This window comes from Nocardia sp. NPDC058633 (assembly GCF_042717045.1).
Classification (GTDB): Bacteria; Actinomycetota; Actinomycetes; order Mycobacteriales; family Mycobacteriaceae; genus Nocardia.
The window spans coordinates 99,962-115,529 of record NZ_JBHXRA010000009.1 but is presented as its reverse complement, the minus strand read 5'-3'; the positions used below and the strand labels follow the sequence as shown (position 1 = coordinate 115,529).

The window sequence follows — 15,568 nt, the reverse complement described above, 5'->3', positions numbered from 1 at the left end:
CTTCAGGTCGACCTGAACACGCACGGTGGTCCCATGACCACCTTCGGATACGCCCAGAGCCACGACTACGACCGTCGCGCCACCCGACTCCTCACCGGCCTCTACCGCCGGATCGCCATCGACGTCGACACCCGCACCACCGACTCGGCCACCGTCGTCGACCTCGGCACCGGTCCGGGAAAGCTGCTGTCGCACTTGGCCGGTCGGCGCCCCGACCTGCACCTGCACGGCATCGACCGGTCCCCGCACATGATCGACATCGCCCGCCGCACCTCGGCCGAGCAGCAGATCGAGCTCGCTGTCGCCGACGTCACCGAACTGCCGTACCGCGAGGCGAGCATCGACTTCGTCGTCTCGAGTCTGAGCATGCACGAATGGCCGGATCTGCCTGCCGCCGCCACCGAACTGCGCCGGGTGCTGCGCCCCGGCGGCGCCGCCGGGCTCTACGACTTCCGCTTCGCCCGAACCCGGCGGATCCAGCGCGCACTCGGTGCGGTCTTCGGTTCGGTCGACACCGAAACAGTTCGCCTTCCCCGGCATCCGGTCGCCCTGATCACCTGTTACCGCGTCACCGCATAGGCTCGGCGGATGGGCGACGACAACGCCACGATCGGTGCGGTGGCAGCGCGGTTCGGCCTCGCGACGCACGTGTTGCGCCACTGGGAAGACCGCGGACTGCTCTACCCGCCCCGGGACTCGGCCGGGCGCCGCCACTACCGCAGCGCCGATATCGACACCATCGCGATGATCGTCCTCGGCAAGAAGGCAGGCTTGTCCCTCGACGATCTCGCCGTCCTGTTCGTTCGCGCCCCCGACCGCGGCACCCGCCGCGACGTTCTCGAGGCCCACCGCGACCGCCTCGCCGACAAGATCGCCCGCACACGCGCCGCCCTCGACACCGTCACCCATGTTCTCGAGTGCGACGCCGAGGACTTTCGCACCTGCCCGCACTTCCGCGCCGAACTCGCCGGGGTCCTCGACACCCGAGACGTGGGGCCTGCGCCCTGAATACCGCCCGACGTGGGACGATCGCGGATGTGACCGGTACACCCGCGAAACCACAGCACCTGCGCGACCTCGCGCTGCTGCGGCGCGTGCGCGACCGCATCGACCGCGAATACGCCCAGCCACTCGACGTCGAAGCGCTCGCGCGTGGCGTACACCTGTCGGCCGGGCACCTCAGCAGGCAATTCCGCCTCGCCTACGGCGAATCACCGTATTCCTACCTCATGACCCGCCGCATCGAACGCGCCATGGCTTTGCTGCGCCGCGGCGACCTGAGCGTCACCGAGGTGTGTTTCGCGGTCGGCTCGTCCTCGCTGGGCACCTTCAGTACCCGGTTCACCGAACTCGTCGGCGTGCCGCCCAGCGTCTACAGGCAGCAGCAGGACGAACAGACCGCGGGAATGCCGTCGTGCGTGGTCAAGAAGGTGACCAGACCGATCAGGAATCGAGAAGCGTCGGCACAGACCGGCAATTAGCGTGGTCGGCATGAACCTCACCATTCACCAGAGCTACCTGCCCCAGGACGACCCCGACGCCGCGCTCGCCTTCTACCGCGACGCGCTCGGCTTCGAGGTGCGCAACGATGTCGGCTACAACGGGATGCGCTGGATCACCGTCGGTCCCGCGGGCCAGCCCGACACCTCCATCGTGCTGCATCCACCGGCCGCCGACCCCGGCCTCACCGACGACGAACGTCGCGTCATCGGCGAAATGATGGCCAAGGGCACCTACGCCGGTATCAACCTCGCCACCGACGACCTCGACGGCCTGTTCGACAAGCTGCAGGCAGGCGACATCGAGGTCGTCCAGGAACCCACCGATCAGCCCTACGGTGTGCGCGACTGCGCCTTCCGCGACCCCGCCGGAAATATGGTCCGCATCCAGCAGGCCAAGTAGGCCACCGCGCCGGTAGATTCGATATCCGGCGATGTCGACTGATCGAGGGAGACCCATGAGCACGGCCAAGAAGACCGGCACCACCATAGAGCCGGCCGACAGCCACGATCTGATCCGCGTGCACGGCGCCCGCGTGAACAACCTGCGCGATGTGAACATCGAGATCCCCAAGCGCAGGTTGACGGTCTTCACCGGTGTGTCCGGATCCGGCAAGAGCTCTCTGGTCTTCGGCACCATCGCCGCCGAATCGCAGCGCCTGATCAACGAAACCTACAGCGCGTTCGTGCAGGGCTTCATGCCCAGTCAGGCCCGCCCCGACGTCGACGTGCTCGAGGGCCTGACCACCGCCATTCTCGTCGACCAGTCCCGGCTGGGCGCCGACCCACGCTCCACCGTCGGTACCGTCACCGACGCCAACGCCATGCTGCGGATCCTGTTCAGTCGTCTCGGCGACCCGCACATCGGCTCGTCGCAGGCCTTCTCCTTCAACGTCGCCTCGATCAGCGGCGCCGGTGCGGTCGAGGTCGAGAAGAACGGCGTCACCGTCAAGGAACGCCGCAGTTTCTCCGTCACCGGCGGCATGTGTCCCACCTGTGAGGGCAAGGGCACCGTCAACGACATCGACCTCACCCAGCTCTACGACGAGAACAAGTCACTCGACGAAGGCCCGTTCACCATCCCCGGGTACAGCATGGACGGTTGGATGGGCCGAATCTACAAGGGCAGCGGCTTCTTCGACCCCGCCAAGCCGATCAAGAACTACACCAAGAAGCAGCTCGCCGACCTGCTCTACAAGGAACCGACCAAGGTCAAGGTCGAGGGCATCAATCTCACCTACGAGGGTCTGATCCCCAAGATCCGCAAGTCGATGCTGTCCAAGGACGTGGAGGCACTGCAGCCGCATGTGCGTGCCTTCGTCGAACGGGCCGTCACCTTCGGCACCTGCCCGGAGTGCGACGGCACCCGGCTGTCCGCCGAAGCGCGCTCGTCGAAGATCAACGGCATCAGCATCGCCGACGCCTGCGCCATGCAGATCACCGATCTCGCCGAATGGGTCAAGGGAGTAGACGACCCGTCGGTGGCGCCGCTGCTGGAATCGCTGCGCCAAACCCTGGACTCGTTCGTCGAGATCGGCCTCGGCTACCTGTCGCTGTCGCGGCCCTCGGGCACCCTGTCCGGTGGTGAAGCCCAGCGCGTCAAGATGATCCGCCATCTCGGCTCCTCTCTCACCGACGTCACCTACGTCTTCGACGAGCCCACCGCGGGCCTGCACCCGCACGACATCCAGCGGATGAACGACCTGCTGCTGCGTCTGCGCGACAAGGGCAACACGGTGCTCGTGGTCGAGCACAAGCCCGAAACGATCGTGATCGCCGACCACATCGTCGACCTCGGCCCCGCCGCCGGGTCCAAAGGCGGCACGATCTGCTTCGAAGGCACCGTCGACGGGCTGCGCGCCAGCGACACTGTCACCGGCCGCCACTTCGACGACCGCGCCTCGGTGAAGGACTCGGTGCGAAAGTCCAGCAGCGCCTTGCAGATTCGTGGCGCCACCGCCAACAACCTCGACAAAGTCGACGTCGACATCCCCCTCGGTATCCTGGTGGCGGTCACCGGTGTCGCGGGCTCGGGCAAGAGCTCGTTGGTCCACGGCTCGATCCCGCTCGACGAGGGCGTCATCTCCATCGACCAGGCCCCGATCAAGGGTTCGCGGCGCAGCAATCCCGCCACCTACACCGGCCTGCTCGACCACATCCGCAAAGCCTTCGCCAAGGCCACCGGCGCCAAGCCCGCTCTGTTCAGCGCCAATTCCGAAGGCGCCTGCCCCAACTGCAACGGTGCGGGCGTGGTCTACACCGACCTGGCGATGATGGCCGGCGTCTCGACCATGTGTGAGGTGTGCGAGGGCAAGCGCTTCATGGCCGAAGTCCTCGAATACACCTTCGCGGGCAAGAACATCAGCGAAGTACTCTCGATGCCCGTCGACGAAGCACGCGAGTTCTTCGGCGAAGGCGAAGCCCGCACACCTGCCGCCCACAAGATCCTCACCCATCTCACCGAAGTCGGTCTCGGCTACCTCACCATCGGCCAGCCGCTGACCACCCTGTCCGGCGGTGAACGTCAACGCCTCAAGCTCGCCACCCACATGTCCGACAAAGGTGGGGTCTACATCCTCGACGAGCCCACCACGGGCCTGCACCTGGCCGACGTCGAACAACTCCTCGGCCTGTTGGACCGCCTCGTCGAATCCGGCAAGTCCGTCATCGTCGTCGAACACCACCAAGCCGTCATGGCTCACGCCGACTGGATCATCGACCTCGGCCCCGGCGCGGGCCACGACGGAGGCCAGATCGTCTTCGAAGGCACCCCGGCCGACCTCGTCGAGGCTCGCTCCACCCTCACCGGCGAACACCTCGCCACCTACGTCGGCGCCTGAGAATCGCTCGGCCGGCGCTCACCCGAGCGCCGGCACGGCCCTTCACGCGCACGAACCGGCGCCGAGCACGCCTGAATACCGCACCCGCCCCACCTATCCTGGACCGATGCTCGAGATCTCCACCGATCCCGCCGCCGTCGACCTCGACTGGCTCCACCACCGCCTGTCCACCGACGCCTACTGGGCACTCGGGCGCAGCCGCGAGCGCGTCGAACGCCTCGTGGAGAACTCCTTGCCCTACAGCGTGTTCGACGACGGCACCCACATCGCCTTCGCCCGCCTGATCACCGACCGCACCACCTTCGCCTGGCTCTCCGACGTCTACGTCGACCGCTCCCACCGCGGAAAAGGTATCGGCAAACTTCTCCTCGACCGCATCATGGCCGACGCCGACACTTGGGGCCTGCGCCGCGTGCTCCTGGCAACCGCCGACGCCCATAACCTCTACCGCCCCTACGGGTTCGCTCCCCATCCTGAACCGGACCAGTTGCTGGAAAAGAACTGGCCCGACAACCCGTCCTGAACCGGTTCACACGCTCGCCTCAGCCGCGCACCGCGAGCGCGTCGACCTCGAAGTGCATTCCCTGCAGTGCGAGCGAGGCGACGCCGAGCAGGGTCTGGGTCGGGGGAGTGTCACCCCAGATCTGGGCGATCTGCTTGCCGATGATCTCGAGCTTGTTCAGGTCGTGGTCGACGATGAACGTCCGCAACTGCGCGACGTCGCTGTAGCCGAGCCCGGCCGAGCGCAACGCGGTCCCGAGGTTGGCGAACGCCCGTTCGACCTGCCCCGCGAAATCCTCGGTGGTGGTGTGCCCCTCGGCATCGGAGTCGTACTGACCGGCGATCAGCACGAGCTCACCGGTGACCCGGGCGACGTGGCTGTACCCGAAACCGGTCGGATCGTGCAGTTCGGCCGGGTTACTGATTTCCAAAGGCATGTGACTCTCCTGATGCACGTTGATGGTCCGCACCGAGTAGACGACGCACGCGCGCCGAGTGTGACAAGCCGGTGTTCGGGGCGAGCGGCGGGTGTGACCTATCTCGCCGTGTTCGGCTATGGCCTCCGTGGTGAACACAGGCATAGCGTGGGTTCTCGAGCACAGGCGAAAGCGATTGCGCTAGAAGGATATTCGGTGCAAATCGGACAGTTGCATCCAGTGAACGGTTCGCTGATTTCGACGTGCGCGCACTGCCGTCCCGGGACATACCTCTCGCCGGGCCGACGGCAGAATCCTGGTTAGGAGCTGCACCGGTGTCGGTTGGTCATCATTCTGCTCGTCCGGTTGGATCCGTCGTGACACGGCGCAGCGCCCTCGTCGCGCTGGCGCTGCTCGCGGTCGCCGGCTGCGGCGGATCCGCAATGGTCGGCGAACCACACTGGGATTACTCCGCCGAGGGCCCGGACCACTGGGCCGACCTCGACCGCGGCTACGCGACCTGTCGAGCCGGTCACGCCCAATCACCGATCGCCCTGGACGGCCCTACCGAAATCCACCCCACCGACCATATCGAGATCGACTATCGCCCCATCCCGTCATTGACTCTGCTCAACAACGGCCACACCATCCAGGCGAGCGTCCCGGCCGACTCCGGCAACGCCATCGCCGTCGACGGCACCCGATTCACCCTGACCCAATTCCACTTCCACCTACCGAGCGAACACACCATCGACGGTGACGAGACCGCCATGGAGCTACACCTCGTCCACATCGCCGCGTCCGGCCGCCTGGCAGTTCTCGCCGTCCTCCTGCGTCCGGAGAGCGGCCCGACGCCGCTGAGCCGAGTGCTCACCGCGTCGCCGAACCATCCCGGACGCCCTGGAACCGTCACCGCCGTAGATCCCCGCGAATTCCTGCCGACCGACCTGGCCCAATTCCGTTACCAGGGCTCACTGACCACGCCCCCGTGCACCGAAGGCGTCGAGTGGACAGTCCTGCGCCATCCCGCGCCGGTCGCTGTCGCCGATGTCGACAATTTCCGCGCGCAGTTCCCCCACAGCAACCGACCCACCCAGCCGCGCAACGGCCGACCGGTGATCCTCGCCGGATCCAGCTGAGCAGCCGATAGAGGTGGTCGATGCGCTCGATCAGCGATCCCCACCTTCACAGGCACCTGACTGCGAGGGGCGACCGGTACGACGACGATCTCCCGAGCGAGCTCGATGCCCGTGAGAGCCGACCGAGGGAACCGCGGTCGCAGCACCGATACAGCGGCGACCGCGCGCCGGAACAGCATGACTGCCGGCATCCCGTCTTTGCCGCGGTTCGTCAGCTGGGAGCAGGCCGGGGGAGTAGGCCCAGGGTCAGATGTCGGACCAGGTCGTCGAGTAGTTCTTCGGAGTCGTAGTCGGCGGTGTAGCCGGAGCCGACGAAGGTGGCCAGGCCCTGGAGCGCGGCGAGGGCGGTGAGGCCGAGGCGTTTCGGGTCGCCGGTGACGATCTCGCCGGCGGCTTGGCCCTGGGCGATGAGGGCGATCGGGCCCGCGAAGGCGCGGTCGGCGGCTTCCTGGATGTCGACCGAGCTGGGATTGTGCCTGCGCGCGAACATCAGCGGTAGCAGTTCGGGGTTGTCGACGGCGAATCGCAGGTACGCGGTGGCGAGCGTGTGCAGGCGGGCGGTGATCGGCCCATCGATCACGGCCCGTTCGAAGCAGGCGCCAAGGCGTTCGAGTCCGGTGATGGCGAGTGCGTCGAGTAGTGCCTGCTTGTCGCGGAAATGCCGGCTCGGAGCCGCGTGGCTCACGCCGGTGTCGCGGGCCAGCTGACGCAGCGACAGCCCGTCGACACCGGCCTCGCGCAGGGTCGCCTCGGCCCGCGTGAGCAGTGCGGCGCGGAGGTCTCCGTGGTGGTACGGGGTGTGCAGCGACATGGTACGAGCAGGATATCCGACACCCCGCCCAATGTTTGCGTTGACTACTTTGTTGTCGCTGACTACATTGGCGAAGGCCATGACTGACAACACCGCGCCCACCCGCAAGCCGCGCAACATGCCGATCCGCGAATGGCTGGCCCCGATCACACTGGTCACCATCCTGGCGGCGCTCCTGGGCACCATGTATCTCGGCTACACCGCCGATCCCGAGAAGCACCTCCACGACTTCCCGATCGCCCTGGTCAACCAGGACGTCGGCGACACCGTCGGCGGAAAGCCGACCAATATCGGCGAGCAGATCACCTCGGCACTGAGCGACAACATCCCCGCCGACAAGATCGACCTACGCCCACTCGGCCTCAACGAGGCTCAGCAACAGCTGCAGAACGGCGAGGTCTACGGCGCCATCGTCATCCCCGGCGACTTCACCAAACGCGTCGCCATCCTCGGCGCCGCCTCGATCGTCCCGGGCCAGGTCGAGCGGCCGATCATCTCCGTGCTGACCAACCCGCGGGCGGGCACCCTCGCCGCGCAGATCATGAACACCGTCGCCGACGAGGCAATGACCCAGGTGAACAGCACCGTCGGCGCCCAACTCGCCGAACAGGTGAGAGCCGCGGCAGGCACCACACCACTGAGCGGCGCGGCGCAGCTGCAACTCACCGAGCCGATCGACATCGTGGTCACCGCCTATCACCCCCTCCCCGAAGGCACCGGCCAAGGCCTGGCCGCCTTCTTCTACACCCTGGTCCTGCTGATCGTCGGCTTCAGCGGCGCCATGATGATCAACTCCCTGGCCGACGCCTCACTCGGCTACATCCCCGCCGAATACGGCCCCTGGCACAAAACCACCGCGCCCGCCCCGATCAGCCGATGGCGAACCCTGCTCGTCAAATGGGGCATCGCCGCGATCAGTGCCCCACTGGCCTCCGGCGTGTTCCTCGGGATCGGCACCCTGCTGAACATGGCGATCGAGCGCCCATTGATGCTGTTCCTCTATGGCACACTGGCCATCGCCGCCATCGCGGTCACCGCCCTGTCGGTGATGGCCGCCTTCGGCACGGCAGGCCTGATGATCAACCTCATCGTGTTCGTGGTGCTCGGCATCCCGTCGTCCTCGGGCACCATCCCGCTCGAGGCGACGCCCCGCTGGATCGCCGACATGGCCACCTTCGAACCCATGCACCAGATCTACCTGGCCGTGCGCGCCATCCTGTTCTTCGACGGACACCTCGAGGCAGGACTGGCCCAGGGCCTGTGGATGACCCTCGCCGGACTGGCGATCGGCCTGATCCTCGGTGCGATCGCGACTCACACCTACGATCTGCGCGGCCTGCACCGCCTGGGTATCGAGCACCGCCATGAACCGGCGTCCGCCCAGTAACCGATCAACCCACGTGGAAGGGCACTGATGCGAGAGTTCGAAGCCCCGGCTTCCTACACCATTCCGGAACACGCGAACAACTCCGACAGCGTGTTCCGGCACGCGGAGCACTCGCCCCGCACGGTGCTGTTCAACGTCTCCGGCGGCAGCGGCGGCGTCACCGACGTCACCGCCGCCGAATTCGCGAAAACAGTCACCGACGTGGCCAAAGGCCTCATCGCCTCCGGCATCGAACCCGGCGACCGCGTAGCCATCATGGCCCCCACTCGCTACGAGTGGGTCGTGCTCGACCACGCGATCTGGGCGACCGGTGGCTGCACCGTCGCCATCTACGACAGCTCCGCCGCCGAACAGGCCAAATGGATCCTGCAGGATTCCGCGACGAAGCTCCTGGCGGTCGACAGCGACAAGCACCGCCGCATCATCGACGAGATCGACGCGGGCGCGCTGCCCGAGCTGCGAGAGATCCTGCAGATCGACAAGGACATCGTCGCGGAACTGACCACCCGCGGCGCCCACCTCGGCGACGAGGCAGTCCACGTGCGTCGAGCACAGGTCTACGCGAGCTCCCCGGCAACCCTGATCTACACCTCGGGCACCACCGGTCGCCCCAAGGGCGTGATCCTCTCGCACGCCAACCTCTACGCGGAGTCGAAGTCCGACCGCATCGCCCTGGGCGATTTCGTCACCGAGGGCAACAAGACGCTGATGTTCCTGCCGCTCGCCCACGTCTTCGCGCGTGCGGTCACGCTGGCCGCCCTCGATGCCAAAGTGGTCGTCGCGTTCAGTGCCGACTGGTCCACCCTCGTCGACCAGTTCGGCAGCTACCGCCCGCACTTCATCCTCGCGGTGCCGCGCGTGTTCGAGAAGGTCTTCAACGGCGCCGAGCAGACAGCGCACGCCGACGGCAAGGGAAAGATCTTCGACCTGGCCGCCGAGACAGCCGTCGACTGGAGCGAGTCGATGGACGGCGCGGGCCCAGGCCCGGTCCTCAGGCTGAAGCATGCCGTGTTCGACAAGCTCGTATATCGCAAGCTGCGCAAGGCGCTGGGCGGACAGTGCCAGGCGGCGGTCTCCGGAGGCGGGCCACTCGGCGCACAGCTCGGACACTTCTTTCGCGGCGTCGGCATCCCGATCTACGAGGGCTACGGACTCACCGAAACCACCGCGGCGATCACCGTGAACACCCCGAGCGACACCCGGATCGGCACCGTCGGGCGACCGATCGAGGGCCACAGCATCAAGATCGCCGACGACGGTGAGCTGCTGCTGCGCGGGCCGGTCGTCTTCGGCGAATACTGGGGCAACCCCGAAGCCACCGAGGAAGCCTTCGCCGACGGATGGTTCGAGACCGGCGATCTCGGCGCCATCGACCAGGACGGATACCTCACCATCACCGGCCGCAAGAAGGAAATCATCGTCACCGCGGGCGGTAAGAACGTCTCCCCGGGGCTGATGGAGGATTCACTGCGCGCGCACCCACTGATCAGCCAGGCGATGGTGGTCGGTGACGGCCGCCCGTTCGTCGGCGCACTGATCACCCTCGACCCCGAAGCGCTACCGGCGTGGAAGCAACGCCACAACCTGCCCGCCGACACCCCCACCGAAGCACTGATCGCGAACGCGGACCTTCTCGCGGAGATCGACGCGGTGGTCGCCGACACCAACAAGAAGGTGTCACATGCCGAGGCGATCAAGAAGATCCGCGTGCTGCCGGTCGACTGGACCGAGGCAACCGGCGAACTCACGCCGAAGCTGTCGCTCAAACGGGCAGAGGTCATGAGGAAGTACGCCGGCGAGGTGGACAAGATCTACGAACCCGCCTCCGCCAGTAGCCAGTGACACCCAATCCGGGCCGCCTGGCTGTTACGTCTAACTAAATACCGCGCTTTACCTCGCATCGACCCCTCGAGTTCGTATCCTCACCAGGACCGCGCCCGGCGCGCGGCACCGGAACAGGGGTTTACAAAGCAGATGGCTATATCTGACGTCGAGGCGTACACGCATCTCTCGCCGACCGACATCGAAGAGTTCGGGCAGCGCTTGGACGCGTTGCGCGAACAGATCGAATCCAGCTTGGGTGAGCGCGACGCGAAATACATCAAAACCGTTATTCGCGTTCAGCGCGCGTGTGAGATCGCAGCCAGGCTGGTGTTACTCGACTCAGGTCGGAAAAGAAGTTGGTGGTGGGGGACAGGCCTGCTCACCTTGTCGAAAGTGCTCGAGAACATGGAAATCGGGCACAACGTCATGCACGGCCAGTGGGATTGGATGAACGATCCGGAAATCCATTCCACCACCTGGGAATGGGACCATTCCATGCCCGCCGCGCATTGGAAAGAAGCGCACAACTACCGCCATCATGTTTTCACCAACGTACTCGGGCTCGACCCCGATGAAGGATACGGGCTTCTTCGTATCACGCGCGACCGCCGCTGGCGTCCTTACCACCTCGGTAACTTCGTCTACCTTGTCCCGGTATCGCTGCTCTACGAGCTGGGCATGTGCGTGTACCACTTGGAGATCCCGCGCGTGCTGGCGGGCAAGAAGGACAAGAAGAAGTTCCAGCAGGCACGCGACGAAATCGTCCAGAAGGCCGGCAAGCAGCTGCTCAAGGACTACGTCATCTTCCCGGCGATGACCGGGCGGAACTGGAAATCGACGATGCGGGCGAACGTCACCGCCAACCTCACCAAGAACGTGTGGGAGCAGATCATCACGTTCTGCGGGCATTTTCCCGACGGCGCCGAGAAATTCACCAAACGCGACATCGAGGGTGAGACTCGCGGCGAATGGTATCTGCGCCAGTACTTGGGCAGCGCCAATATCGACGTCGGCCCCCTGATGCGCATTCTGACCGGCACCCTCAGCCATCAGATCGAGCATCACCTGTTCCCGGACCTGCCGAGCAACCGGCTCCCCGAAATCCAACGTGAGGTGCGCAAGCTCGCGGCCGAATACCGTTTGCCCTACACCACCGGCAGCCTGGTTCGACAATACGGACTCACCTTGCGCACTATCGCGAAATTGTCGCTGCCCGAGAAGTATCTCACCGCCGACGCCGATGATGCCCCGGAGACCAGTTCCGAAAAGGCCGTCGAATCCCGACGGCTGGTTCCTGTTCCAGTCTGATCCGAAGGCGTATCGCATCATGATGCAAAACAATGGTGCGGTACGCCTCCCAGCCACCCTCCATTATTTCGTCACTGTGACGAATTAAGCGCGGGGAAGTGGGAGGGGGAGGGCCAGACTCGAGGTAGCCGATTCGGTTTCGCCGAGAACGCGGGGTCAGGTCGCCGAGGAAGGCATTCGGCACGGACGGTCATTAATCGACCGATACGCGAATCGCCACGAAATTCGTCGAATTTCGTCGCACACACCGAAGTGCCCGAAATCAACGCTGTGAAGTATTCGCACGCGCATTCCGCGCAGAGAAGGTTTCACCGCCGGCGGCAGCGGGTGCCACTCGACGTGCGGTGCAACTCAGCACACACCGCTGCAAACTTCCGAAAACCCCCTCCCGACAGGCCGCCTTCAAACGCCGATAATGCACATTATGTCAAGTAGTGCTGATATCGGTCGCTGCCCTGGTGGCACGGCCGCCTTCACCGGCCTGCGGCCAGCACTGCCGCGAGACCTTCCTGTAGATCCTCGACGAAGTACGCGGGAACCTCCAGTGAGGGAAAATGTCCCCCGGCTTCGGGCGACCTCCATCGCACGATCCGTCGGTACCGCTCCTGCGCCCATCCCCGCGGACACTTCTCGATGTCGCCGGGATACATGGTGATCGCCGACGGGACGTCGACTCGAAGTTCGGGGTCGAGTGAGTTGTGGCTTTCGTAGTAGATGCGGGCCGCGGATGCCCCGGTCCGCGTCAGCCAGTACAGGGTGACATCGTCGAGAACGCTGTCTATGGAGATGGTCTCGAACGGGCTGTCGTCGGTGTCCGACCACTCGGCGAACTTGTCGAGAATCCAGGCGAGAAGTCCGACCGGTGAGTCGACAAGCGAGTATCCGATGGTCTGCGGTCGGGTGGCCTGCTGCTTCGCGTACGCGGCGCGGTGGTGCCAGAAATCGCGGGTCTCCTCTGTCCATTTGCGCTCGACCGCTGTCAACCCGTCCGTTGTCAGCCCGGGCGGTCCTTCCGCGAACGTGGTGTGGATGCCGAGAACATTCGCCGGGAACCTGCCGCCGAGGACGGTGGTGATATTGCCTCCCCAGTCGCCGCCGTGGGCTACGAACTTGCTGTAGCCCAGCCTTCCCATCAGCTCCACCCATGCGGCCGCGATCTTCTCGGTCCCCCACCCGGTGGTGCTCGGCTTGTCGCTGTATCCGAAGCCGGGTAGCGAAGGGATCACGACGTGGAATGCCGGAGTGTCTACGCTTTTCGGGTCTGCCAGTTCGTCTACTACCCCGGTGAACTCGGCGATGCTGCCCGGCCAGCCGTGCGTCAGGATCAGCGGGGTGGCATCCTCGCGCGCTGATCGGCGGTGCAGGAAGTGGATGCTCAGGTCGTCGATGGTCGTGCGGAACTGGCCGATGCGATCGAGACGCTCTTCGAACGACCGCCAGTTGTATTCGGTGCGCCAGTAGTTCACGACGTCGACGAGATCGGCGAGCGGAACGCCCTGGTCCCAGCGCCGAGGGTCGGGCGCGGCCCGGTAGACCGTCTCCTTCTCCGGCAGTCGCGCCGCGGCTAGTCGTGCGCGCAGATCGTCGAGTTCGGCGTCGGTCGCGTGGGCTTCGAATGCTTGCACGTGGTCGGTAGGGCGAGACATGAGACCTCCTGGCCGTGGCGGAACCGGCTACAGCCTGTAGAGAACCGTCTAAGAAGGTTCTAACACGCCTTTCGCCGTGCCCGCAACCGGCTATGGTGGTTCCATGCGTGCCGAGTTCCCTGACTTTCGCCTCGGGAGTGTGCTGGCGACCAGCTTCACGGCGACCCTGACCGAGCGTCAGGGCGACGCTGTGGAGCGCATGCCCACGCCGCAGCGGCTCGTCGACTGGCTGGCGGTGAACGACCTCGCCGTGGACTCCTGCACTACTGCCCAGTTCGAACTCGCTCGGGCACTGAGGGAGTCGATTCACGCCGCCGCGACCGCGACCGCGACCCGCGACGCTCCCCCGGCATCCGCTGTCCGAGTCATCAATGACTGCAGCATGCGGGGTCGGGCGGCGGCGGTCCTGACGCCCGAGGGCACTCGGCAATGGCGTCTCAGCTCGGCTTCCTGTGTAGAAGACGCCCTGGGCGTCATCGCGGCCGACGCGATCAGCATCATCGCAGGCGAACGAGACGGAAGATTGGCCTTGTGTGCGTCGCCGACCTGCCGAGCAGCCTTCTTCGACACCAGCCGGAGTCGCTCCCGCAGATGGTGTGACATGAACACGTGCGGGAATCGACAGAAGAAGGCGCGCTTCCATGCCAACCAGCGCGAAAACCCGGGATCGGCGGAGTGAGCCCGCTCCCCCAGGTCAGGGATGTTGACAGCCGAGATCGCCACTGCCAGAAACAATCCCGTGCGAATCGTCCGGGCCGTGCGGTGGGCAGCAGAGCTTGGGGGAACCGGTCCGTTTGCGGCTGAGGGTGGCCGAATCCGGCTGTGCGGGTCGCACAAACCACCTGGACTCAGAATGTCCGAGTCAGGACGTGGCGGTACCAGCGGCAGATACCAAGGGCGAAGCGTAGCTCGAAGGTGTCGATGTCGACCGCGATGCCGTACCGGCCGCTGACCTGTTGAATGCGGTATTGGACGGTGTTGCGGTGGACGTCGAGGATGCGGGCGGTGCGGGAGTAGCTGGCGCCTTCGGCGAGGAACACCTCGAGGGTGTTGCGCAGCAGTTCCGCCTTGGCGCCGTCGCCGGCCAGCGGGCCGAGGACGCGGTGGACGAGGCCGGCCAGTTCGTCCGGGTCGTCGGACAGCAGTGCGAAGGGTGCGATCGTGTCGTAGTCGACGACAAGGGGCGCGGTCTCCCCCGCCGACATGACCAGCGCTTTCGTCCGAGCCGCGCTGCGGGCGGAACGCCGGAATCCCGGTAGTCCGTCGCCGATCGGGCCGAGAGCGACCCGCACCGGCAATCCGGAGGCCTCGATCTGGTCGGTGAGGTCGGCGATCGCGCACGGTTCCTCGATCGGAAACCACAGGCACATGGCCCGGTCCCCCGATGCCGCGACCAGTTCGCCGCCGCCGGTGCGCATCGCCGCGGACAGTAGCTGTCGCGCCTGCTCGAGCGCGCGCACAGCGTCCGTTCCGGTGGCCGTGGACCACACTTCTACCGCGTGGTGACGCCGGTCGAGTCGGTAGCCGAGCACTTCTTCGGCCGCCGCGACGTCGACATCGTCGTTGTCGAGCAGGCGCGCGATCCACTGCTGGCGTGCGGCTTGGCGACTGCTGAGCCAGCGATCGCGTTCCGCCTCGTAGATCCGTCCCATCGACGAATTCAGCCGGTCCAGGTAGGACCCCGCGAATTTGAGCAACTCCGCGATGCGGGCGGGCTGCTCGGGGCCGGGAACGGCGAGGATCAGCCCGATCGCCACGTCGAGTATCCGGTACTGCCCGAGCCCGTAGGCGCGCAGCAGAATCGTCAGCGGCACGCCTCGCCGGGCCAAGCGCTGTGCGTAGGCGGCCGCGCCGGGAGGCGGGCTGACGGTGGTCGGGTCGATGTTGTTCGCCAGCACGTACTGCACAGCGGTGATGTTCTCCGCGATGCTGGCGGCTCGCATGTCGGCCAGGTCGGCGGCGACGTCGTTGAGCGGGATCATCTGCTCGGTCACCCGGATGAGGTCTTCGGTGATGGCGTCGACGCGCGGGCCGAGGGCTTGGCCCACCCATACCAGGGATCCGTATGTCGCCACGTTCGCTTCCGTCCTTTGAACAAAAACTGTCGACGGCATTGTGCCATCAGCACAAATTTCGGGCTGATTCGGTCTTGTCGTCGATAAACAAACCGGTCATGTGGTCGTGACACCGTGACATG

Annotated in this window: 15 protein-coding genes; 11 read left to right on the top strand and 4 right to left on the bottom strand. The window is 65.8% G+C overall.

Going from position 1 to position 15,568, the window contains the following annotated elements:
• Window positions 1-33 precede the first annotated feature (33 nt).
• From ACFWUR_RS13850 to ACFWUR_RS13825, 6 genes are all read left to right on the top strand, one after another.
• Window positions 34-579 carry a class I SAM-dependent methyltransferase gene (locus ACFWUR_RS13850; RefSeq protein ID WP_378906570.1) on the top strand — a complete coding sequence of 182 codons (546 nt, stop codon included), beginning with the start codon at window positions 34-36 and terminating at the stop codon, window positions 577-579.
• A gap of 9 nt (window positions 580-588) precedes the next feature.
• Window positions 589-1,008: a MerR family transcriptional regulator gene (locus ACFWUR_RS13845; protein ID WP_378906568.1), complete on the top strand. Its 420-nt coding sequence runs from the start codon at window positions 589-591 to the stop codon at window positions 1,006-1,008.
• Between the two features lie 29 nt (window positions 1,009-1,037).
• Window positions 1,038-1,481 (top strand): helix-turn-helix transcriptional regulator, encoded by a 444-nt coding sequence (locus tag ACFWUR_RS13840; protein WP_378906566.1) that lies wholly within the window; start codon window positions 1,038-1,040, stop codon window positions 1,479-1,481.
• 10 nt (window positions 1,482-1,491) lie between these two features.
• Window positions 1,492-1,902, top strand: a complete 411-nt coding sequence (locus ACFWUR_RS13835) for a VOC family protein (protein ID WP_378906564.1) — start codon at window positions 1,492-1,494, stop codon at window positions 1,900-1,902.
• Between the two features lie 55 nt (window positions 1,903-1,957).
• Entirely contained in the window at window positions 1,958-4,339 is a 2,382-nt protein-coding gene (locus ACFWUR_RS13830; RefSeq protein ID WP_378906562.1) for an ATP-binding cassette domain-containing protein, read from the top strand.
• A gap of 106 nt (window positions 4,340-4,445) precedes the next feature.
• On the top strand, window positions 4,446-4,862 hold the full coding sequence (locus ACFWUR_RS13825) for a GNAT family N-acetyltransferase (protein ID WP_378906560.1): 417 nt from the start codon (window positions 4,446-4,448) through the stop codon (window positions 4,860-4,862).
• 19 nt (window positions 4,863-4,881) lie between these two features.
• Here ACFWUR_RS13825 and ACFWUR_RS13820 read toward each other — a convergent pair whose 3' ends face one another.
• On the bottom strand, window positions 4,882-5,277 hold the full coding sequence (locus tag ACFWUR_RS13820; RefSeq protein ID WP_378906558.1) for a RidA family protein: 396 nt from the start codon (window positions 5,275-5,277) through the stop codon (window positions 4,882-4,884).
• A gap of 356 nt (window positions 5,278-5,633) precedes the next feature.
• On the opposite strand from ACFWUR_RS13820, the gene ACFWUR_RS13815 reads away from it, so the two are divergent.
• Window positions 5,634-6,395: a carbonic anhydrase gene (locus ACFWUR_RS13815; protein WP_378906556.1), complete on the top strand. Its 762-nt coding sequence runs from the start codon at window positions 5,634-5,636 to the stop codon at window positions 6,393-6,395.
• Window positions 6,396-6,606: 211 nt separating this feature from the next.
• Here the strand turns inward: ACFWUR_RS13815 and ACFWUR_RS13810 are convergent, their stop codons facing one another.
• Entirely contained in the window at window positions 6,607-7,206 is a 600-nt protein-coding gene (locus ACFWUR_RS13810) for a TetR/AcrR family transcriptional regulator (protein ID WP_378906554.1), read from the bottom strand.
• Between the two features lie 79 nt (window positions 7,207-7,285).
• Here ACFWUR_RS13810 and ACFWUR_RS13805 point away from each other — a divergent pair, with 79 nt between their 5' ends.
• The 3 genes from ACFWUR_RS13805 (at window position 7,286) to ACFWUR_RS13795 (ending at window position 11,725) form a co-directional block, all read left to right on the top strand.
• Complete coding sequence (locus tag ACFWUR_RS13805; RefSeq protein ID WP_378906552.1) at window positions 7,286-8,593, top strand: DUF3533 domain-containing protein; 1,308 nt, start codon at window positions 7,286-7,288, stop codon at window positions 8,591-8,593.
• Window positions 8,594-8,620: 27 nt separating this feature from the next.
• On the top strand, window positions 8,621-10,435 hold the full coding sequence (locus tag ACFWUR_RS13800; RefSeq protein WP_378906550.1) for an AMP-dependent synthetase/ligase: 1,815 nt from the start codon (window positions 8,621-8,623) through the stop codon (window positions 10,433-10,435).
• 201 nt (window positions 10,436-10,636) lie between these two features.
• Window positions 10,637-11,725 (top strand): fatty acid desaturase family protein, encoded by a 1,089-nt coding sequence (locus ACFWUR_RS13795; protein WP_378906548.1) that lies wholly within the window; start codon window positions 10,637-10,639, stop codon window positions 11,723-11,725.
• Window positions 11,726-12,198: 473 nt separating this feature from the next.
• On the opposite strand, the gene ACFWUR_RS13790 is transcribed toward ACFWUR_RS13795, so the two are convergent.
• Entirely contained in the window at window positions 12,199-13,371 is a 1,173-nt protein-coding gene (locus ACFWUR_RS13790) for an epoxide hydrolase family protein (RefSeq protein WP_378906546.1), read from the bottom strand.
• Window positions 13,372-13,474: 103 nt separating this feature from the next.
• Between ACFWUR_RS13790 and ACFWUR_RS13785 the strand changes: the two genes are divergently transcribed.
• Window positions 13,475-14,050 (top strand): CGNR zinc finger domain-containing protein, encoded by a 576-nt coding sequence (locus tag ACFWUR_RS13785; RefSeq protein ID WP_378906545.1) that lies wholly within the window; start codon window positions 13,475-13,477, stop codon window positions 14,048-14,050.
• 169 nt (window positions 14,051-14,219) lie between these two features.
• Here ACFWUR_RS13785 and ACFWUR_RS13780 read toward each other — a convergent pair whose 3' ends face one another.
• Window positions 14,220-15,446, bottom strand: coding sequence for a PucR family transcriptional regulator (locus ACFWUR_RS13780; RefSeq protein WP_378906544.1), 1,227 nt, complete (start codon window positions 15,444-15,446; stop codon window positions 14,220-14,222).
• Between the last annotated feature and the right edge of the window lie 122 nt (window positions 15,447-15,568).